Source organism: Bacillus sp. 3a, from assembly GCF_017161885.1.
Lineage (GTDB): Bacteria > Bacillota > Bacilli > Bacillales > Bacillaceae > Bacillus > Bacillus safensis.
On record NZ_CP067376.1, the window covers coordinates 3,316,181 to 3,336,496 of the forward strand.

The 20,316-nt window shown below is 40.6% G+C and carries 19 protein-coding genes; 5 read left to right on the forward strand and 14 right to left on the reverse strand.

Annotation, left to right across the window (positions count from 1 at the left end):
• Positions 1-255 precede the first annotated feature (255 nt).
• Entirely contained in the window at positions 256-804 is a 549-nt protein-coding gene (locus JJ692_RS16980) for a thioredoxin family protein (RefSeq protein WP_024425227.1), read from the reverse strand.
• A 92-nt stretch (positions 805-896) separates the two neighbouring features.
• Complete coding sequence (gene mprF / locus JJ692_RS16985) at positions 897-3,467, reverse strand: bifunctional lysylphosphatidylglycerol flippase/synthetase MprF (protein WP_206533982.1); 2,571 nt, start codon at positions 3,465-3,467, stop codon at positions 897-899.
• A gap of 168 nt (positions 3,468-3,635) precedes the next feature.
• Here mprF and JJ692_RS16990 point away from each other — a divergent pair, with 168 nt between their 5' ends.
• Positions 3,636-4,115: a MarR family transcriptional regulator gene (locus JJ692_RS16990; protein WP_044334463.1), complete on the forward strand. Its 480-nt coding sequence runs from the start codon at positions 3,636-3,638 to the stop codon at positions 4,113-4,115.
• Between the two features lie 23 nt (positions 4,116-4,138).
• Here JJ692_RS16990 and JJ692_RS16995 read toward each other — a convergent pair whose 3' ends face one another.
• The 4 genes from JJ692_RS16995 to JJ692_RS17010 form a co-directional block, all read right to left on the reverse strand.
• A complete protein-coding gene (locus JJ692_RS16995; RefSeq protein WP_073204386.1) occupies positions 4,139-4,420 on the reverse strand; it encodes a hypothetical protein in 282 nt (93 codons plus the stop codon).
• 12 nt (positions 4,421-4,432) lie between these two features.
• Positions 4,433-4,960: a YfiT family bacillithiol transferase gene (locus tag JJ692_RS17000; protein ID WP_151040199.1), complete on the reverse strand. Its 528-nt coding sequence runs from the start codon at positions 4,958-4,960 to the stop codon at positions 4,433-4,435.
• A complete protein-coding gene (locus JJ692_RS17005) occupies positions 4,957-5,982 on the reverse strand; it encodes a zinc-binding alcohol dehydrogenase family protein (protein ID WP_206533983.1) in 1,026 nt (341 codons plus the stop codon). The genes JJ692_RS17000 and JJ692_RS17005 overlap by 4 nt, the downstream gene beginning before the upstream one ends.
• A gap of 90 nt (positions 5,983-6,072) precedes the next feature.
• Positions 6,073-6,576, reverse strand: a complete 504-nt coding sequence (locus JJ692_RS17010; protein WP_206533984.1) for a hypothetical protein — start codon at positions 6,574-6,576, stop codon at positions 6,073-6,075.
• Positions 6,577-6,712: 136 nt separating this feature from the next.
• On the opposite strand from JJ692_RS17010, the gene JJ692_RS17015 reads away from it, so the two are divergent.
• On the forward strand, positions 6,713-7,039 hold the full coding sequence (locus tag JJ692_RS17015) for a YnfA family protein (RefSeq protein ID WP_103132717.1): 327 nt from the start codon (positions 6,713-6,715) through the stop codon (positions 7,037-7,039).
• 61 nt (positions 7,040-7,100) lie between these two features.
• On the opposite strand, the gene JJ692_RS17020 is transcribed toward JJ692_RS17015, so the two are convergent.
• The 4 genes from JJ692_RS17020 to JJ692_RS17035 all read right to left on the reverse strand — a co-directional run bounded on the left by JJ692_RS17020 (position 7,101) and on the right by JJ692_RS17035 (position 10,080).
• On the reverse strand, positions 7,101-8,141 hold the full coding sequence (locus JJ692_RS17020; RefSeq protein WP_073204376.1) for an NAD(P)/FAD-dependent oxidoreductase: 1,041 nt from the start codon (positions 8,139-8,141) through the stop codon (positions 7,101-7,103).
• Positions 8,142-8,293: 152 nt separating this feature from the next.
• Entirely contained in the window at positions 8,294-8,923 is a 630-nt protein-coding gene (locus tag JJ692_RS17025; RefSeq protein ID WP_206533985.1) for a rhamnogalacturonan acetylesterase, read from the reverse strand.
• Between the two features lie 146 nt (positions 8,924-9,069).
• Positions 9,070-9,534 carry a DUF6884 domain-containing protein gene (locus JJ692_RS17030; protein ID WP_206533986.1) on the reverse strand — a complete coding sequence of 155 codons (465 nt, stop codon included), beginning with the start codon at positions 9,532-9,534 and terminating at the stop codon, positions 9,070-9,072.
• Positions 9,535-10,080 (reverse strand): VanZ family protein, encoded by a 546-nt coding sequence (locus tag JJ692_RS17035; RefSeq protein ID WP_206533987.1) that lies wholly within the window; start codon positions 10,078-10,080, stop codon positions 9,535-9,537. It abuts the gene before it with no gap.
• 176 nt (positions 10,081-10,256) lie between these two features.
• On the opposite strand from JJ692_RS17035, the gene JJ692_RS17040 reads away from it, so the two are divergent.
• The 3 genes from JJ692_RS17040 to JJ692_RS17050 all read left to right on the forward strand — a co-directional run bounded on the left by JJ692_RS17040 (position 10,257) and on the right by JJ692_RS17050 (position 11,576).
• Positions 10,257-10,835 (forward strand): TetR/AcrR family transcriptional regulator, encoded by a 579-nt coding sequence (locus JJ692_RS17040; protein WP_025093485.1) that lies wholly within the window; start codon positions 10,257-10,259, stop codon positions 10,833-10,835.
• An 80-nt stretch (positions 10,836-10,915) separates the two neighbouring features.
• Entirely contained in the window at positions 10,916-11,260 is a 345-nt protein-coding gene (locus JJ692_RS17045; protein ID WP_047202046.1) for a DMT family transporter, read from the forward strand.
• 1 nt (position 11,261) lies between these two features.
• Positions 11,262-11,576: a DMT family transporter gene (locus JJ692_RS17050; protein ID WP_003217878.1), complete on the forward strand. Its 315-nt coding sequence runs from the start codon at positions 11,262-11,264 to the stop codon at positions 11,574-11,576.
• A gap of 81 nt (positions 11,577-11,657) precedes the next feature.
• Here the strand turns inward: JJ692_RS17050 and JJ692_RS17055 are convergent, their stop codons facing one another.
• The 4 genes from JJ692_RS17055 to JJ692_RS17070 form a co-directional block, all read right to left on the reverse strand.
• Complete coding sequence (locus JJ692_RS17055; RefSeq protein WP_206533988.1) at positions 11,658-12,470, reverse strand: leucine-rich repeat domain-containing protein; 813 nt, start codon at positions 12,468-12,470, stop codon at positions 11,658-11,660.
• Between the two features lie 374 nt (positions 12,471-12,844).
• Entirely contained in the window at positions 12,845-13,171 is a 327-nt protein-coding gene (locus JJ692_RS17060) for a hypothetical protein (protein ID WP_073204360.1), read from the reverse strand.
• Complete coding sequence (locus JJ692_RS17065; RefSeq protein WP_073204357.1) at positions 13,164-13,766, reverse strand: class D sortase; 603 nt, start codon at positions 13,764-13,766, stop codon at positions 13,164-13,166. The genes JJ692_RS17060 and JJ692_RS17065 overlap by 8 nt, the downstream gene beginning before the upstream one ends.
• 21 nt (positions 13,767-13,787) lie before the next feature.
• Entirely contained in the window at positions 13,788-19,931 is a 6,144-nt protein-coding gene (locus JJ692_RS17070) for a SpaA isopeptide-forming pilin-related protein (protein ID WP_073204354.1), read from the reverse strand.
• Positions 19,932-20,316: the final 385 nt, after the last annotated feature.

A 20,316-nucleotide genomic window follows, 5' to 3' on the forward strand; every position in this document is an offset into this window, starting at 1 on the left:
GCCTCTTGTATTGGGAAAAAGCCAACCGTTGTGCGTTATATGAGCCTTTGGATAAGGGCAAAATCATTGATTTCATAGCATATATGAGGTTTTTCAACTAAAAGTGGTTGGGAAAATCGTGGTGCTTTGCGGTTTTCTGCGGTATTTGATAGAATTCTGCGGTTTTCTACATCTTTATGCGGTGGTTTTGTAGGTAAAACGCAAAAACAAGATAAAAAAAGACTACTTCCCATTGCGGCGAAGTAGTCTTTTGGTTTATATTTTTGCCAAAACTTCTACTATTTCTTTCTCAATATCTTTCCATAAGTAGCGGTCTGTCGTATAGTGATGTGCGGCTTCTTTCGCAAATACTTGAAAAGCTTCTTCATAATCAGGTGCATCTTTGTCCGGTTTTTTCTCGTCGACAAAGCGCTGCGCCTCTGCTGAGCGAGGTCCCCATTTGCCCACTTCATTCCCGTCCTGATCAATGATGACGATAATCGGAATCGATCTTGCGGTCCCGTTCGTTAAATACTGATCCATCAGGTCTAGATGCTCATCTCGAATGAAATAGCGCGCATCAATGAGTGCTTCATTTGCAATACGCATGAAAATTGGAACATTGACCATCGCATCTCCGCACCAGTCCGCTGTGATGACAAGTGCTCTGAGCTTTTTCTTTTGCAGTTTTTGAAGCAGCTCTTTTTCTTTTTGATGAATTGCATACTGGTTGTACACCGTGAGCAGATTTTCCCGGTTTTTCTCCATGTTGTGTACATATGTACGTTCAGCTAATCCCTTTGTAAACCATTCATTTAATGTCATATGAACATCCCCCTTACCCTTCAACTTTACCACTTTTGCTATTCTTTTGTCTAAAAAAACCTTCACCTAGTGAAAGGTAAAGGTCTTTTGGTTTATGGACGGCGCTTTCGATTTGGGTCCATCCCGATCAGCTTGGTGACAAGTACCATTGTGACAGGCAGTGACGTATTCTTTTTATACGCTAAATATTTCCCGCGCCATTCAGGCTTATATTTCTGTTTAAATGACCGTAAACCACTGAAGCTGTACATGTATCTGACATTGTTGAAAATAACACTCGCCAAACGCTCCGTGAGAAAGGACTGATGGAACGTCCCCACATTCGATAAAGGTGCCATTCCCATGTTAAACGATTTGTAGCCTCTTTCTTTCGCCCATTGAAACAGGTGGATAAACAGCGCATCCATCATCCCGTTCGGTGCATCATGCATATGACGCATTAAATCGATGGAAATCTCCCCTTCTTGATACATCGGCATCAATGATACAAAGGAAATGATCTGCCCTTGTTCATCCTTTAGAATCGCAATCGGTGCTTTTTGAAGATAGTCTTCTTGAAAATAACCGAGCGAAAATCCTTTTTCTTTTTTCTTTCCGAGCCAGCTGTCAGAGATCTGTTTTAAGGTTGAGATCAACTCATTTGAAAAGGGAGGTTCCAGCATTTCAAAGGTGTAGCCTTCTCGTTCAAATTTATTCGCCACAGCTCGTAAATTTGATTTTTTCTTACCTGACAGAGTAAACGTTTCTAAATCGACCATGGCTTCTTCCCCAAGCTTAAAGAAGTGAAAGCCTAAGTCATGATAAAGAGCCATCCCTTCTCGTTCTACTTGATAAAAAGCGACGCGGTAGCCGGCTTTTTCTGTCTCCTGTAAAAACTCTTCAAGTACAAGCGGATAAGACGCCTCACGTCCAGATGGATCTCCAAGCACAATGACGCAGCGGCCAATTCGTCCAAACTGAAGCATCGCTTCTCCATCACTTGAGAAAAATAGTTTTTTGTCGCCTAAAAAGCCAAGATGACTGAGGGCATTTCCGCCCTTTTCTTCTAAAAACGTTTTTAGTTTTTCCTCATCTGCTTTTTCTCCAATCGGAAATGCTTTCTTATTAAAAATCAATTTACTAATGAAGAAGAAAAGCGGGACACCGATGAGAGCAATCATGCTTGTCATCGTGATATGCCGTTCATTATGCACCAAGTAATCCTTACTCAAGAAATGTCCGATTTTTGTCCAAATAAAGTTGCCAATCACATTATAATTAAACAGCACGAATAAATAACCAGCGGCAGCCGTCACAAACTGATACAAGGAATAAGGTGCCTGCTGCTTTACAAATTGATTTCGAAGAGAGAAAAACACAGCCATGATGACTGGCAAAATAAAGATCAGACTGAGATTAAACCCCTTTAACAAAGTAAACACAAAACCGCCTGCTAAAGAGATCATTGTCAGCACGTATGATCTTTTCGTTCTTTTATACACTTCAATGGACAAAATCATCAGAATGATTCCGAACATTAAAGAAAGACCATTAAATCCTGATAACAAAAAGCGCGGAATGCTGGTAATCACACCTAATCGGTCGACTGGAAGCACAACAGATGCCATGATAAGCAAGCCGCTTCCAAAGGTTAAAATCGATAAAGATCCGTATAATAAACGGATTAATAAAGCACGGTGCAAAACAATTAAAACGTTCGTCGTTTCAATTGCAGGTGCCATTTTCGGATTGCCTTCAAGACGTCTAAGCGTCGTTCCCGTTAAATCGTAAGCAGCTAGACAAAGCCCTAAGATAAACGGGAAAATCGAGTACACGAAGCGGTACAAGACGAGCGCCGTCAGCACCATCTCTTTATCAAAACCAATGTATTGCATGCTCAGTAAAAAGATAAGGTCAAACGAACCAAATCCGCCCGGAACCATACTGATTAAACCGCCGATTGACGCAATCGCAAATACACCTAAGACTATTCGGACATCGATATTCATCCCCATAGAGACGACAGCCATGTACATGACAAGTCCAGCTGCCAGCCATTCTAAAAACGATGCCCCGATATAAGCGTAAATTGGATGCTTTAGTCCATTTTCACCGCTCTCGATCGAGCTTTTTCGAATGGATGCCATGACGATATAAATCGGTACAATACAGGCAAAGATAATGACAAATGCCCATAGCCACGGCTCCTGGCTGATAATACTTTCAACTGGAAGCACCCTGACCAAGATCAAATCACTGAAAATAGATAAGCCCAAAAGGACAGAGGAAGTCAAAAGGGCAATGCCTTTCAGCAATTTTTTCGTATCTGTTATGTACTCCTTATAGAGAAGCGTTCTAAGCCCTGCTCCTGATAGACCGCCAAATCCAAGAACACTGTTAAAGGAGTTCGCAATCCAGGAAATGCGTATCGTTTTCCAGCCGCTGATGGGCATATCAAGGCTTTTTCGTAAAATAAAATCATATAAGGACATCGATAAAACCGCGACAAGTCCAAGAAAGACAAGAATAAACAAGTCCATTCGGTTCAAGCTGTCAATAATATAAAACGTCTTTTTAATGGAAAGTCCGCTCAGCTCCTGCTTCGCGACAAAAATCAAGACAAGGATAATGACGATCGGAAAAAGCATTTTTAAGATCGTCATACCCGTTTTTTTGTTCCACATGTTTTTCCCAACTTTCTAGGTTGCTTCATTATTTCAACTGAACATTATTATACAACAAATACCACTTGATTCATGCAGTTTAACATTCAAAAGCTTGACGAACCTTTCAATTAGAAGTAAAAATCAGTAATATAAAGAAAAAGAGCCGCTTAAAGGAAGTGAACAAGCGTGGAATATAATATTCATGACACCACCGTATTAAAAGAAGAGATTCTATCTCCAGAAGAAAAAAAGACATGGATTCTTTATATGAAAGTGCTCACAGCTGCAGGTCTTGGAGATGTTTCTGAATGGATGAAGCTTGATATGAGTATGCCTCAAATGAAGGTGCTCATGCTGCTCAATAACCATGGCTCTCTCAAAGTATCCGAAATCGCTGAAAAAATGGGCGCTTCTTTGTCCAATATGACAGGTCTGCTTGACCGGTTAGAACAGTCTAACTTTGTCGTGCGAAAGCACTCTGAGCGTGACCGGAGAATCATTGTCGTCGAACTGACAGAGGAAGCGAAAAATATTTTCAGAAGTATTTATCAAAAAGGACACGAAAAAATCAAAAATTCCCTGCAGCGGCTCAATGACGAGGAAAAAGAAAAAGTCAATGAAGGCCTTGCTATCTTAGAAAAAGCACTGCGTCCTGAACGCGGCTAACAAAAGAAAAGGAAAAAAGACGGTCACTTGAGCTCCGTCTTTTTTGTTTCTTCTACTTGTCGATCTGGGGTGAAAAGCTTTTTACGAATCACTTCCCTGTCATCCCATAAAAGATAGGCTAAGCCAATGATGAGGAAAAAAATGCTGATCCACGTACCGCCAGGGAGCAGCTGTTCAAGTTCCTCAATCGTTCTTTCTGAGCCTAAGCTGTTACTATAGCGTATCTCAAAAAGAACATATTTCGCTATATAAAACAATGCCGCCATACAGATAAACATGGCGCCGACAATTCTTCTTCCAGACATGCATTTACTCCTTTAATTCCACTGATTTCTTTTGATTAATTCCGTGATATGGGCAAGGTGATGCTTTGAATGCCAGACGTACATTCCTGTTGCATCATATAAGGACACCGTTTGTTGATCGGCAGGGTGATAATAAGAAGCGTTGAAGTCTTCCTCTGACATTCCCCGCAGTAAAGTGACCCACCTGCGATGCAGACTGCTAATCAAAGGCAGAGATAAACTAATGGGAGCCTTGCTGTCAGGAAGTGAGGCAAATCCCTCCTGATCATATGGACGTATGTCCGGTGTATCTTCTGTGAGAGCAAGTTTGAATCGTAAGTATGCATTCAGATGGCTGTCTGCTACGTGGTGAATGAGCTGACGAACAGTCCATCCTCCCGGCCGATAAGGTGTATCAAGCTGAGCATCTGTCAGCGGTGCGGTCACCGCTTCATACTCTTCGGGGATTGTAGCCAGCTGATCCATCCATGCTTCAAGCTGTGCTTTCGTTTTTGTTTCAACCGGTTCATATAAGCCAATTGGATATTGTAATGACGTCATACGCTCTCTCCTCTCTCAAATCCTTCAAGCACAAATTTTCCAATCATCTTTCCTTGCTCAAGCGTTTGATGTGCCTGCTTTAAGTTAGAAGCATTGATCGGACTGAGAACCTTTGTTAAGGTATGCGTTATTTTTCCCTGCTCAAATAACTCACCCGCCTCTGTCAAAAGCTCATGCTGTTTGATCATGTCCGCTGTTTCATACATAGGGCGTGTGAACATGAATTCCCATACAAATGCCGCACTTTTATTTTTGAGTAATTGAATGTCTAGGTTGTGCTGGTTTTCGACAATGGTACAGATCGTGCCTTGCGGTTTTATCGCTTCTGCCATGCCTTTGAAATGTCCATCTGTATCATTTAAGCATAAAATAAAATCCACTTCGCCAATTCCTTTTTCCTCGAGCTGCGCTAAAAGCGGCTGATGATGATCAATGATATGATCGGCACCTAATGACAGACACCACTCTTTTGTTTCTGGTCTTGATGCGGTAGCGATCACAGTTGCCTTCGCTAATTTGGCTAGTTGAATGGCGATAGACCCAACACCGCCTGCACCACCAATGATCAGCAAGGTTGAACCTTCAGCATTCCGATTCATATGCATCCGGTCAAATAAAGCCTCATAAGCCGTAATTGTTGTAAGGGGCATCGCGGCGGCTTCTGCAAAGGATAGATTGGCAGGCTTTTTCGCCACAATACGTTCATCCACAAGCTGATATTCACTATTCGATCCTTGACGCGTAATATCTCCCGCGTAGTATACGTGATCACCTGGCTGAAACAATGTACACGCTTCGCCCACTTCTACAACCGTACCGCTTGCATCATAGCCTAGAATTTTCAGTTTTTCTTCCTTCTGATCCTTCGGTGATCTCACCTTTGTATCAACTGGATTCACGGACACAGCCTCTATCTTCACCAGTACATCTCTGCCAGACGCCTTAGGCTTTTCGACCTCCTGATCCATCAGGCTTTGCTCATGCTCAATCGGCAAATACTCCAATAGTCCAACTGCTTTCACTCGCTCGCACTCCCTTTCTCTATTCTTTCTTTCCACATTTTATCATAATTTTCTGATGTTTATGGCTGGATCAACCGAGTGATGGCACATTTATAACCTTTTCAGGGCCTTTCGCTCCCTCGCCATATATGAAGGACGTGCCTTTTGCAAAGAAGGAACATAAGTGAACCAGCTGTTGGATTTAAAAAATAGCTGAACGTAGTAAAACTGGCCGTGCTGAAGAAAAACGATGATCAATAGAAAAAGAGTGAATGACAGTGTAGATAGACCCGCCCTTCCTTGTATCCATTCATTGATCAATAGAATGACAAAACTGAGGATGAGGAGCTGTTCAACTCTTTGCACGAGCTGGCTAAAGACATGCCTGCGTTTTGATAGATCACCAGACTGGTGCTTTCTAATCTTTCTCGATTTGTAGAGCCAAATGATACTTTCTGTAAGGTTATGAATCATAAAAAGAGAGATGAGGGCCATCAATAAAGGTGACGGGGTATAAAGGACTTGTGCAACGAACGGAAACACTAAAAAATAACAGGCAATCAATGCGTGTCTGACTGATAAGAGAAATAGGTCTTTTTCTATGGATGTTTTCATGTGTTTCACCTCCATATGTACTACGTTTCATTTGCCGAAATGTTCCCCTTCGCTCCTCTCCATTCAATTGAGGTAGAACGCATTCTTTCCACATGTCATAATAGGGTGTAAATTGGAGAAATTGGAGTGTCCGTATATGATGGTGACGATTGTTCTTTTTTTATTAGCAGGTTTAGCAGAAATTGGCGGTGGCTATTTGGTGTGGCTTTGGCTGCGTGAAGCAAAACCTGTCAGCTTCGGGATTGCCGGCAGCCTCATCTTGGTTGTATATGGCATCATTCCAACCTTTCAGCAGTTCCCGACTTTCGGACGGGTTTATGCTGCCTATGGCGGTGTTTTTGTCATTCTTGCTGTGTTTTGGGGCTGGTGGGTCGATCGAAAAACACCTGATCTATATGACTGGATGGGTGCTTTGATCTGTTTGGCTGGAGTCAGTGTGATGTTATTTGCGCCTCGCAATTAATGGACCCATATAAAAAGTGCTGCCACATACGGGCAGCACTTTGCTATGTTATTTGAATGCTTCAACGAGCTCCAGCTGTTTGTAATTCTTTGTTTTTCTCTTTAAAGCGTTCATTATGAGAGGAAACGTATGCCACTTTTTCAGCTTCTGGTTCGATGTACAGCTTTGCGCTATTCAGTGCATTGACTCCATCAACAAACGTGCCGGCAATTAAGCGAACCTTGCTTTTATGTGTACACAAGTCGCCTACCGCATAGACGCCCGGTAAATTGGTTTCCATTTTTTCATTGACCTCGATCAGTCCCCATTCACCTTGCTTAAGGCCCCATTCTGATAGCACACTTAGATCGCCTTTCATTCCGTGATTGACAATCACAGCATCTGTTTCGATTCGTTCTTTTTCACCTGTCTCTATGTTTTGAATGGTGACCGCAGCAATTTTGTCGCCTTGACCATGCAGCTCTGTTAGTTCATGCGGGGTTAAAATTCGTTTGCAAGTTGCCTTCATGTTGGCGACGTTTTTCTCATGTCCGCCAAACATGTCACGGCGATGCACGACGGTGACACTTTCAGCAATCGGTGCAAGGGCATTGGCCCAGTCAACCGCTGAGTCGCCGCCTCCAGAAATCACAACCCGCTTCCCTGCAAATGTCTTGAGCTCCTGGACAGTGTAATAAAGGTTTGTCACTTCATAGCGGTCTGCATGCTCGATTTCAAGTTTCCGCTGAACTGGAATGCCATGACCCATCGCTAATATGAGGGTCTTTGTCAAATGACGATCACCATTTTCAGCCGTCAGTATGATGTGATTATGTTCATCTCGCTCAAATGACGTGATTTTTTGATTCAGTGCAATCTCTGGTTCAAATGTTTTCGCCTGTGTTTCCAGCTGCTGTATCAGCTGTTCTCCTCTTGTTGGCGGCAAACCGCCGACATCCCAAATGACCTTTTCAGGATAGAGAAGGATTTTTCCGCCAAGGCTTTCGTTGTACTCAAGTACCTTCGTCTTTAAGTCCCGCATCCCACTATAAAAGGCGGTGTACATGCCTGCTGGCCCGCCGCCAATAATGGTGACGTCAAACAATTCAAGCTGCTCTGTCATTTGAGTCCCTCCAGTTTTCCATCGAATGATCTATTTATCAGTGATATTGATTCTCATTATCATATGTATCTATTGTAGTCTACTCTAGTGAGGGGAATCAATAGCTTTCTGCAAAAAAGAACAGGACGAGCGCTCACTCGTCCTGTCATCCATCATACAATGGTTAAACCAAGGTCTTTTAATTCAAGAGAAACAAGTCTTGCAATCGCATCTGCGCCTTCTTTTGTAAAGTGCGTGCGATCCTCAATTCCTGTTGACAGCATAAAATAAGAGGTCGTTTTCTCTATGCCGGAAATTTGATAAAACTGAAGGCTTGCGGTATTTAAATCGACGAGAAGAACTTCTTCTTCATCGGCTAATTCTTTCATAGCGGCACAGTAATCAGGAAAATCATTGATAAATTCTCCGTCTTTTTCATGAAAACGGCCGACTGGCGTTAATAAAAGTGGTGTTGCCCCTTTTGCTCTTGCTCCATGAATATATTGAGACAGGTAGTTTTTATACGTTGTGAAAGGATCTGTATGCCGCTCAGGCTTTTCCTTGGAAGCATCATTGTGCCCCATTTGCGTGAAAAGCCAGTCTCCTGGCTGAATGTCAGCCAATATGTCATCAAGGCGTCCTTCTTCAATGAATGTTTTTGAGCTTCTTCCACCAATGGCACGATTCTCGACGTTCACCCCTTGCGCTGTATAGCGGTGTAAAAACTCTCCCCATCCTCCTTGAACAGGACGATCTGGATAAGATGAAACGGTCGAATCACCAGCTAAATAGATGGTTGTCATGTTCATACGCCTCCTTTTTCATTGAGCCACTTCACCCGAGCGATACGGGCATCCTAGTGGCTGCTGAAAAGATATGAAACAATCAGCTATTTCAATTATTCTCTTTTTAAAGATCAAAACCCTGCTTACCGGTAGATGTGAATGTGTTAAATATGCGGCGGAAGTTCTACTTTTGATTCCACTGCTTGATGTAACGCCTGAAGCATGTAGCCAATTCCTTTATATGGAGCAAGCGGATAATTTGCTTTTTGATGAGGCTGTAATAAAGGATCGAGCACTTTTCGATATTTCTTTCCGCCTAGTACCACCAGTTCATCATATGCGAAAAGATTTTTTTGATGAAATTGCTGGCTCAGTTCTTCTCGTGTGATCTGCTTAGCATGCGGTGTACCAAAAGCCACATCATAATTTTCATGTATGATATCATCTGCCTTTAAGAACCCGTGCTTTGCTGATAAGATCATCCAGTCTGAAAAGAACGTTTGAGCATAGCTTTTCGTACGCTGATGCAGGGGACTTAAATAGACATGGTTCGCTGGCTGGCTCCCTGCTTCTGGATCGACATCCCAAATTTTCTTCGCGCCACATGGAATAATACAAACTCGCTTCACTCAGGTTTTCTCCTTCCTTTTTCGATAAATCTGATACACGATACAGCCTAGCGCTGTGCCAAGTGTATTTAAGAGAATATCATCAATATCGCTGCTTCTTGTAATAATACCAGATTGCGAGAACATCCATTGGAGCAATTCGATCATGGTTGACAGGAGAAAGCCCCCAAGAACCGCCTTTTGCCAGCGCAAGGTTCGAAAGGTTTGATATAGAAAAAAACCGAGTGGAACAAATAACAATATGTTCCCTGCTAAATTTAGAAAGACAAGATTGGGATAGCCATGATGGTACGCGTGAAGATTTTGATAAATGGACTGCAAAGGTATGAGGTTGACACTCACCTGATCCCTTGGGGCGGAAAAACGATTTGGAAAGACCGTCAAATATAATAAAACATTCGTATAAATAAACAGAATGGCTAAGACCAATTCTGTCCGCAAATAGATAAAACGATTGTGCTTTTTTGCCTGTCTGTATCTCATATGTAAATAGAGCGGGACGAGCAGGAGAAAATAAGCAATGGAAAACATAGCACTGGATGTCATACAGAGAGCTGCCCCTTTCTCACATGATGATGCTTGACCATATTTACAGCTTATTCAGGCTTGCCCGCATCTATTCATCACTTATTCTCACATTCAATGAAGAGAAAACCATATTGACAAATCGTCATTTCCCCGCTAAAATGAATGACATTCAGTCATTTAAGGTCGGTGATGATATGTCGAAACGAGAAAAGATTATGCTTGCTGCCATTGATGCGTTTAAAGAAAAAGGCATTGAAAAGACGACCATTTCGGATATTGTGAAAGCAGCAGGAGTAGCGCAAGGAACGTTTTATTTATATTTTCCTTCAAAGCTTTCCGTCATGCCTGCAATCGCAGAACATCTCATCGCACAGATGGTGCCTGCAATCGAAAAGGAATTCACTCAGCATGCAGATGTCCTCGATCAAGCAGATGCACTTGTTGAATTCATTTTTGCTTTTACAAGGCAATACCGTGATGTCCTTGCCCTCACCTACTCAGGCTTAGCCGCCACCGAGCATTTAAAGGAATGGGAAGATATTTATGAGCCGATTTACAAATGGGTCGCTGCTTTTCTAGAAAAAGCAAAGCAGGACAAAAGGGTCCGTGCGAATTTGAACTGTCAATATGCAGCCAAATTTATTATCGGTTTACTCGAATCGTCTGCTGAGCAAATGTACTTGTTTACGGAAACAGATACAGAAGAGGTTCTGATTCAAAAGCGAGAGGTGAAGCAATTTCTTCTTTACGCGCTTGGCATAGAGACACCTTAACTTAGTACAGCACTCGCTGTACGCTCTTTTTTGGTTTTAAAATGACGAATCGTCATTTTTAAGTTTTAGGAGGAAATACGATGAAAAAAAGCTGGATGTATGTTGCACTCACTTGTTTATTCGAATTACTTTGGGTGTTTGGTTTAAATAGAGCAGATGCTCTGTGGGAATGGGCGATCATTATCTGCCTGATCCCAGTTGATTTTTACTTTTTAATGAAAGCCTGCGAAAAGCTGCCGACAGGAACCGTGTACGCCGTGTTTGCCGGAGTTGGAACGATTGGTACGTCTTTGATGGATTATGCGCTGTTCGGCGGTTCGTTTTCATTTGAAAAACTCTTATTTATGGGCATTTTGATTCTCGGGATTATTGGGCTGAAAGTGTCTGATGGAGATGCACATGAGCAGAAAGGAGAAGCGGTATAACATGGGCTGGTTTTTTGTACTGTTGGCCTCTGCCTGCGAAATCGGCGGAACCATTGGCCTCAATATGTTTAGTAAGAAAAAGCAAATCACGACAGGCATTTTATTTGTCGGCGGGTTTGCCTTATCCTTTTTGTTTTTATACGCCTCGTTCTCTTCCGTTCAAGTATCCGTTGCCTATACGGTCTGGATTGGTCTTGGAACGGCGGGCTCTGTCTTGTTTAATATGATTTTATTTAAAGAGCCGAAAAACATGATTCGTATACTCAGCTTGCTGCTGATTGTGATTGGTGTGGTTGGGCTGAAGTTATTTGCGTAATTGAATCACAAGAAAGAAAAAGTTTATGATGGTATTAGCCATACAAAAAGCAATGGAATTGATTTTCCATTGCTTTTTAAGTTAATTTATAAATTTTTCTTGGTACGCTTTAAATTGTTCTTCGTATTTTTGCAACTTTGCCCCATCAACTTTTGAATTTAATTTCGGTTTTCGCTTTCCAATCACCATCACATCTTTATCTACAATAGGACTTGATAAAAAGATGTATGGTGCAAAACGATCACACTTCGTATTTGGGAGGGTTACGGATAACCTGGCATATTCTTCTGTCGGGAATTGGTTCGAAATTTCAAGTTCCTTGAGTCCCTCTAATTCCGATATCGGCTCCAAAGACTCGTCCTTCACTTTTATATTTGATAAGCACAGATATGTTAAATTCTTGAGGTATCTTAAAGGTTGAAGAGTATGTATATTTAATGTATTCCAAATCCCGCCTGACAATTGTAGAAATTCTAAACCAGTGTTTTTTTGCAAAGGGGCTATGTCATTCAACTTTGAAAAATCTGTTATGGATAAAGATTTTAAAAACGTGTTTTTTGATAAATCCCATAAACTTTGTGCCTTTGTATTCCATTCAAGTGCCAATACCTCAACATCTTTAAGAGAACTGATGATTGATAAATCTTCTACTCTCAGTTCATGCACAAAGAGCATTTTGGGATTAACTAAGCTTAAGATCGTATTGAATTCCTTTTGGTTCACTTTGTAAATCCACAATTTCGTCAGGTTAGAAAAAGATTTCAACCTTTCAATATTTTTTGTTTTTCCTGTGATTAACAACTCAGTGGAATTTTCATCTACATCGGCTAAATCATGAACAACTTCTGGTCGTGCATCATTACGAAAAATATATTGGGGGTCTTCTTTTCGCATGCTTTTACCTCCATACCTATAATTAAGGAATAATCTAAATAAATTTTATCAGTATTTTGGAGTCAACACATGATTATCTTTAGCACTTTCTGATATTCCTTCTGAAGAAAAAGGGAAAGGATAAAAACTAGATGATCTTCTTTGGTCGCCAATCGTTTAAATTTAGACCATTTTATCAGTCTCCACTAAATCCTCGATGTCCAATTGCTCGATGATTACGCCTGTTTTCAATGCATTCTTATGCTAATTTTTGTACGAATTGAAATAATAAAAGAACTCCAATTCATATACGAATTAGAGTCCTCATTTATGACTGATTTCATTTTTCTAACTTAAAACCGAACCCGTTAATCAAAGCCTTTTCCTTTTATCGTTTAATGGGTATCTTGCTGCTCTATCAAGAGATCCATTGCGTAAATCGATTCGCCTTTCTCATCCAATAAAAAGTACACAATCAAAGGCTCTCCAAAAGCTGCTGTCTGCTGCGTGAACAAAACACATGTGAATTTTTCAATACCTATTGGAAGCTTTCTTTTTAATAAAGGGTGAAGAATAGGTGAAGCCCGAATTGTATCTACATCAACATCCCAACGTTCGTTTTTTAAAGTTGGATATTGCTCAGATAACAATTGGTGTAACATATCGGTCGTGAGCGCTGCTTTTCCATTGCATCCATCATTTATTATGTTGATGTTATACATCCGATGGCTGCTCACCCTTTGAAGCGTTGATTCGTATTCCTTTTAAGACAAATCGTTTCTGACCATCAAGTGTACAAGTGATCAATGTCAGTTCATTTTTCCCACGATCCTTTAGTACATCCACATCCGTCGGTTCAATCGTAGCTGAGCTGACAATTTTATATTCGTATGTTTCAGCTTGATGATGTAAGACAACTTTTTCTCCTTTAGGTACCTCTGGCAGCTGCCGGAAAAGCCGGTCACCTCTATACCCTCTATGCCCTGCAATCGTGAAATTACCTTCACCTGGCATTTGATGAGATTTAATTTGAGTCAGTGCTATACCTAAATTTTCTTTTGTTGTAACAGGAAGCACTTTTTCGTTTAAATCAATTGACGGGATCTCTAGCTCCATCACATCTCGCAGGTCTTCTTCTGACACAGTTAAATGTGGAATAGACGAAAGGGCATCACTGTCATTTTCTTTAATCATTTTTAATGCCTGTTCCATTGCTGCTGTCTCTTGAGAAGTTCGCCACTCATATAGAAAAGGAACGGAGATGAGCATCAGCCCCGTGACCATCAAAAAGCTGCCTAATAAGGTTCTTTTTTTCATCAATACACTCGTTCCTTCCTTTTACTGAATGGTTCTTCTTCTAACAACAAGAAGAACAGTTCCAGAAGCTACTAGTAAAATCCCTGCATACATCAAATAACGAAGCCATTCTTCACCAGTCTTTGGCAGCTCACCGTTTGAGTCATGAGGCGGATGCTGATCCCCTTTATCTGAGGCTGGAGGATTCGTGTGACCCTCTTCATTCTTCACTGGTGCATTTTTCACAATCATTGTCTTGATCTCCACTTCGCCCATTTGAATTGTAAAAGCGAGCGGTTTCTTTAAAGCTACATAACCATCTGGAGCTTTCGTCTCTGTGAGTAGATACTCTCCAGGTTTAAGCCCTTTGACAATGGCTTCTCCGTCTTTTCCTGTTGTCACAGATTTTATGGTTTTCCCAGCTTTTGTACGAATGTCAAAGGATGCCCCTTTTAAGGTTCTATCTGTCTGCTGGTCTACCTTTATGATACGCAGACTTCCTAAGATCAAGTGGTTCTTCGCTGTTAATTGAAGCGGCTTCTGCTGATTTTTCTCAATCGTAAACAGGATCGGCTGATGATCCAATTGATAGCCATGAGGTGCTTTCGTTTCAACGAATTGATATTCTCCCGGTTTTAGATCGTTGATGTGAAGCTTTCCTTTTTGGTCCGTTACAAGTGATTTCTTCAACGTTTTTCCTTCTTTACTCAGAAGAGCAAATTCTGCATTTTCCAGCGTGTGTCCCTCATCATCCACTTTGGTCAGTTCCACTGCTCCCGGCGTCAGCTTGTTAATCATTTCTACTTTGGCTGGTTTGTCTTGACCTAAACGAATCTTAAATGAGACAGGTGTCTGATCCAGTTCATAGCCGGCAATGCTTGCTGTTTCGACAAAATGATAGGTTCCTGGCTTCAGCTGATCGACTGTTAGTTGACCATTTTTGTCTGTCTTTAAGTCTTTCTTTATACGTTGATCGTGCTCATCAAGCAGATCGAAGGTCACTCCATTGAGTAACTGACCATCTTCTCCTTTTTTCTGAAGCTGCACAGCACTTGTCGTCCGAATATTTTCTTTTGTCACTTTCACCAGTTGTTTTGGATTGAAATCAATCTTAAAGTCTACTGGTTCTGCATCCAGTTTATGTCCAAAAGGAGCCTTCGTTTCAACCAATTGGTAAGCGCCTGGTTTCAAATCGTTGACAGTGATGATGCCTTTCTCGTTGGTTGTTAAACCTGACATCAATTCTTTTCCATCGTCATTGAAAAGGGTAAATTCTGCGCCTTTCAACCTTTCTTTTTCTTCCCCTATTTTTGTGAGTTCTACAGAACCTTTCTTGAGCTGATTGATTGCCTCCACTTGAATCAATTCTTTTTGACCTAATTTAACTTCAAAGACAAGTGGTTTCGTACTCAATTCATAGCCTTCAAGACTCTTTCTTTCAACAAATTGATAGGTTCCAGGTTTTAAACCTGTGAAGGTGATCATTCCATCCTGATTGGTTGTAATCCCTTCTCCTCCTGCCACTATCTTTCCTTTGGCATCAGATAGGTCAAAGACAACTCCTTCTAATGATTTCCCATCTTCGCCTTTTTTGTGCAGCAGCACTCCGCCTGTTTTGCGGTTATTTTCTTTTGTCACACTGACCAGCTTCTCAGGGTTAAATGGAATAGCAAAAGTGACAGGTGTTTCGTCAAGCTCATGACCGAATGGCGCCTTCGTTTCAACAAACTGATAGGTTCCAGGTTTCAGATCGTTGACGATGATCTTCCCGTTCTGATCAGTGACGAGACCTGTTTTTATCTCTTTTCCATTTGCATCTACAAGCTTAAATTCTGCTCCTTCAAGCACATCATCCTTCTCACCGAGCTTCGTGAGCTGGACAGCTCCAGTTTTAAGATCATTGATCACTTTGATCTCTGCTGGTGTTTTTTGTGCAACTTCGATGGTAAAAGGATATGGTTTATTATTCTTTTGGTAACCATCAACACTCTCTGTCTCCACGAGCTGATATTTGCCCGGTTTGAGATTATCGACCAAAAGCTTCCCATCTTCATCTGTTGTTAAATCTTTACGCACAACTTTGTCATTTTGATCCAAGACTTCAAATCGAACACCTTGAAGCTTCTTGCCATCTTCCCCTTCTTTTAACACTTCTAATGCACTTGTTTCATATAGGTTCTTTTGCGAAATGACGACTGGTTCCTTTGGATCAAGTGGTACTTCAAATTTGATTGGCGTTTCATCTAATACATAACCATCGGGTGCTTTTGTTTCAACGAGCTGATACGTACCCGGTCTTAGTTCGTTTATCGTGATCTTGCCATTTTCTCCTGTGACAAGCGAATCTTTTAACTCATGCCCGTCTTGATCTAAGAGCTTGAACTGTGCACCTTCTAGTCGCTCTCCGCCTTCACCTATTTTGCTCAATTCTGCTGAGCCTTTGATGATGTCATTTACTGCGGTGACAGTCGTTGTTTCTGTTTGATTTTCTTTAATGGTGAACGGCCATTTTTGCTGATTTAATTGATAGCCTTTCGGTGCGTTTGTCTCAACAAAATAATAGGAACCTGGCTCAAGATGTTTGAAAAGGATTTCTCCTTTTTCGTCCGTTTTCAAATCGGTTTGGACGGTCTCTCCAGATTCATTTTTCAGTTCAAATTCTGCATTCTCTAATGCTGCACCCGTCTCTTTGTCTTTTTTCGTTAACTTGACATGCTGGCGGATTTCTTGGTTCTGCACCGTCATGCTATTTCCTGTTTTCGCTTGATCTCCAGATTCGTAAGGCTGATCAATCGTTACATGGATTGGATCCTTCGTCTTAATATAACCATCAGGTGCTTTCTCTTCTGTCACGATATATTCACCATACAGAAGACGATCAAATCGAAGAGCTCCTTCTTCATCTGTTGTCTTTGTACCAATGACGATGCCGCTCGCAGCATCTGTCAGAGAGAAGCTTGCTCCTTTTAGCGCTTTTCCACTACTCGCATCTACCTTTTTAATGGTTAAAGCACCAATCGATCCTGTGCCATCTCCCATGCCAGCGGTGCGTTTCACCACAATTGAGGCTTCAGATTCCTTTTTGATTTCTTTTACATTTTCACCTCTAAACGTTACTTCGTTTTGAAGTGTACTTCCCACTTTATCTAAAATGAGAGATTGGTATTCTAAAATATATGGTCTTGTGATTTCTTCTTTAAATTTAATTTGAAAAGAATCTGGGTCGAATTCAAGGTCTAGTTCATAATCCTTCCCTTTTTCCAGCTCTTCTCCTTTTGTCACTTGCCCCTTTTCATCTACTGTCGTCGAATAGAGATGAAATGAGTTTTCTATTATGGCTTGGTTACTGCTTGGATGGTCTATAATCGTCGCATCTTGAACTGTTGATTGACCAAAGTTGATATTCAGTTTCCAATCAATGACTTTTCCTTGCTGATTTCCTGATTTGCTCGTGTATTTCCCCCCATTTGGAATGGACACCACAGCATTCACATCTGATTCTTTTGTCTGTCCATCATAAAGGGTCGCTTTATTTTCGTAGGTTTTCTGTACTAAATCCATTCCTTCAACACTTGTTTGATACGTGATTTTGTATGGGGAATCAATGGCTTTTTTGAAAGTCACTTCGAAGCCTGTTTCTCCCTTTTCATTTTCAAGGAATTTGATGTCATAATGTTCTTTCGCTAATACCTCTTTTTCTTCCGCACCATTTTCCCCGCCTTGTAAATCAAGCGAATAGACGGTGATTGAATCTTTAAGCAAACGCTGGTTTCCTTGAATGAAATCCTCGATTCTCGCCTCTTCTAAATGTTTCAAGTTATAGTTCACACCGATATTCCATGTGATCTCTTTTTTCTTTGCATCATAAGTTCCGTTCTTAAAACCATTTGACTGCGTGTATGTGTCAGGGGTGAAGACAGATTGATTTTCCTTCGTCAAATCCTTGCCATCTTCATTTACCCATTCGAGCTTTACATGATTACGCAAGTTCTTTTGATCTTTATCTGCTCTTTTTTCATAATCAAAAGACGTTGTATATGTGACGGTATGTTCTGTCTTTATTTCTTTCGTAAATTGAATATCAAATCCATTTGCATGTTCAACGATTTGATAATCTGTGCCTTCTTCAAGCACTGTATTACCTGTCGTCACTTTTAAACTATCTTTTTGCAGCGTCAATCCTTCGTTTGTAAACGTATCTTTTAATATCACATTGTTCATCGTTTGTTGATCTTTGTTGAAGGTGATACGCCATGGAATGGTCTTGGTCTTGTAATTCGGTGTTCCATGATTTTTCGTTAGGATTTGCTGGTCAATTCTTTGCTTCCCTTGTTTGCTCTCTTTGCCAGCTGTTACCGTATTGATAATCTCTTCAGCTTCAAAAATCCGCTCGGTTGCTTTTGTTTGATAGGTGATGAGATAAGCTGATTGAATATCTTGATTGAATTGCAAGGTAAACCCGTTTTGTTCATCCTTTTTTTGAGGTTGAACCACGTAATTTTCAAACGCTTTTGTTCCAGCTTCGTTGCCATTTTGATCAATTGTGACTTCTTTGACTTGAATGGAATCAGATATCAGCGCCTGTGTGCCGTTAAAGAAGTCTTCTAACAAAGCGTCCTTTTCAGCAATTTTTTTTTCGTTATAGTTATAACGAATTTCCCATGTAATTGTTTGTGTGACTGGGTCGTATTGCGCGGCTTTTTTATTTAAAGGACTGCCTCTTGTCACATTCACTGTTCCTTCTGCTGAACTGATCACTTTATCACCAGAAACAAGGGATGCTTTATTACGAAATGCAGATTGATCCTGATTTGTAATATCCGTTTCATACATTAAACGGTAAGCTAGATGCACGTCATCTTTAAATTCAATCGTGAAATCTTGACCATCTGCTGTTTGGCCGATTGTGTAGTGGTTTTCGTCAAGCAGCTGACCAATCGATGTTTCCCCATTTAGCTTTGTATCAATACGATAAAGCTTGATTGAATCTTTTTTCAATGCCTGACCTTCTTGAATCGGATCTAACAGTTTCGCTTGTTTCACATCTTCTAAATCCATATTAAAATCTACTGTCCATTGAATGGTTTCAGCATTGTAAGAACGATTTGGTTCTCCCTTTTTAGAGACGTTTGGGCCATTTGGAATGTATTGAATCGGGATTGATATTTTATCCTTTCCTTCAATCGGGGTAATGACCACTTCTTTTTCTTCAGTAATGACAGTTTTTTTATCTAATTGCGTCCACACTTGAAGTGTTCCATGAATATTTGAATATTGTTTAATAAAATCAGTGAACTCGATGGAGGCATTTCCGCTTTCATCTACAGAAAAATAACCAATGGTTGCCTGATTAAATTTCATCTCAAGACGATCGATTTTTTCATAAATCACTAATTCCTCTGGAACCTTGAAATGGAATTCATCCCCGCCATTATAGCTATGACCGTTCGGAATGGCCCACTCATAGTTAATGGAAATCAGCGAGTTAATATCAGGCTTTTCAACTGAATTTCCTTCCTGATCTTCAAATATTAATTTCGCATCAGTGAGGAGATTTTCTTGTATCTGCATTTGTTTTGAAACACTTTGCAGCCCTGCACGCTTAGACACGCTCACTTTGTTTTTTAGTAATTCATCTTCATCGTTTTGTTTCGTTTGAGCGGCTTCTTGATTGTTAGAAGCTTTATCTTTCTCAGATGAGATTGAGTCATCTTTTGGAAGGCTTTCTTCACCCTCATTTTGCTTTGTTTTCTCTTCTTGCTGAGTTATACTGGTGACATCGATGTCAATTGATCCTTCTAAATTTGGATCGATCTCAACATCTTCTTTAAATTTCACCGTCACTTCATTTTGTTTTGAAACGGTATACTCGCCAACAGGTATGTCACCCACAGTAATGGGTTCCTTCTGCTCCTTCTCTACCTGGATGGCTGAAGGAAGAGTGAGAACATACGGATATTGTTTTTTTAGATCAATTCCTTTTATAGACCAATGCACAGTGGCCTTTCTTACTTGCTGATCTTCCATGCTTGATAACTTATTGCCTTCGCTATCAGCAAATTCAATATCCCCATAAATGTTTTCTTGAATTTCTTTTGCTTGTGCCCCTGCTAAAGGCAAGACTCCTAATATACTAGACTGTATGACTAGCACTGTAATGAGTGCCAGCGACAATATTCTTTTCAATACATCCACCCTTTTCTAAAATTAATTTTCAACAACGATAAAAAAATCATTAGTATACTGTCAGATCAATCACTCCGCTTCTGATCAATATTTTCTAAAAATGGCACCTTAAGACCCTATGAATAAAATGAGTTGATCAATCATGAGCTTGAAAGGTCATCATGAGTAGTGGATTGAGTAACTGGATTGGGGTCTATAGAAATGGGGAATAGTGAGAGGATCGTGAAAAGATTAAATGTGAATTTTTATATTTATACTGGAATGAACAATAAATGATGTGTACATGCATATATAAGCATGTATTCACATATGGTTCGTTCATATGAAACAAGCATGTATCATATCGTATGTAAGGTGCGTCAGTTCAGCATTATATAAATCGCCT

Excerpts from the sequence above, each read along its gene's own strand:
- JJ692_RS16980 (WP_024425227.1), bottom strand. The coding sequence starts at position 804 with ATGACATTAAATGAATGGTTTACAAAGGGATTAGCTGAACGTACATAT.
- mprF (WP_206533982.1), bottom strand. The coding sequence starts at position 3,467 with ATGTGGAACAAAAAAACGGGTATGACGATCTTAAAAATGCTTTTTCCG.
- JJ692_RS16995 (WP_073204386.1), bottom strand. The coding sequence starts at position 4,420 with ATGTCTGGAAGAAGAATTGTCGGCGCCATGTTTATCTGTATGGCGGCA.
- JJ692_RS17000 (WP_151040199.1), bottom strand. The coding sequence starts at position 4,960 with ATGACGTCATTACAATATCCAATTGGCTTATATGAACCGGTTGAAACA.
- JJ692_RS17010 (WP_206533984.1), bottom strand. The coding sequence starts at position 6,576 with ATGAAAACATCCATAGAAAAAGACCTATTTCTCTTATCAGTCAGACAC.
- JJ692_RS17015 (WP_103132717.1), top strand. The coding sequence starts at position 6,713 with ATGATGGTGACGATTGTTCTTTTTTTATTAGCAGGTTTAGCAGAAATT.
- JJ692_RS17020 (WP_073204376.1), bottom strand. The coding sequence starts at position 8,141 with ATGACAGAGCAGCTTGAATTGTTTGACGTCACCATTATTGGCGGCGGG.
- JJ692_RS17025 (WP_206533985.1), bottom strand. The coding sequence starts at position 8,923 with ATGACAACCATCTATTTAGCTGGTGATTCGACCGTTTCATCTTATCCA.
- JJ692_RS17035 (WP_206533987.1), bottom strand. The coding sequence starts at position 10,080 with ATGACATCCAGTGCTATGTTTTCCATTGCTTATTTTCTCCTGCTCGTC.
- JJ692_RS17040 (WP_025093485.1), top strand. The coding sequence starts at position 10,257 with ATGTCGAAACGAGAAAAGATTATGCTTGCTGCCATTGATGCGTTTAAA.
- JJ692_RS17045 (WP_047202046.1), top strand. The coding sequence starts at position 10,916 with ATGAAAAAAAGCTGGATGTATGTTGCACTCACTTGTTTATTCGAATTA.
- JJ692_RS17050 (WP_003217878.1), top strand. The coding sequence starts at position 11,262 with ATGGGCTGGTTTTTTGTACTGTTGGCCTCTGCCTGCGAAATCGGCGGA.
- JJ692_RS17055 (WP_206533988.1), bottom strand. The coding sequence starts at position 12,470 with ATGCGAAAAGAAGACCCCCAATATATTTTTCGTAATGATGCACGACCA.
- JJ692_RS17060 (WP_073204360.1), bottom strand. The coding sequence starts at position 13,171 with ATGTATAACATCAACATAATAAATGATGGATGCAATGGAAAAGCAGCG.
- JJ692_RS17065 (WP_073204357.1), bottom strand. The coding sequence starts at position 13,766 with ATGAAAAAAAGAACCTTATTAGGCAGCTTTTTGATGGTCACGGGGCTG.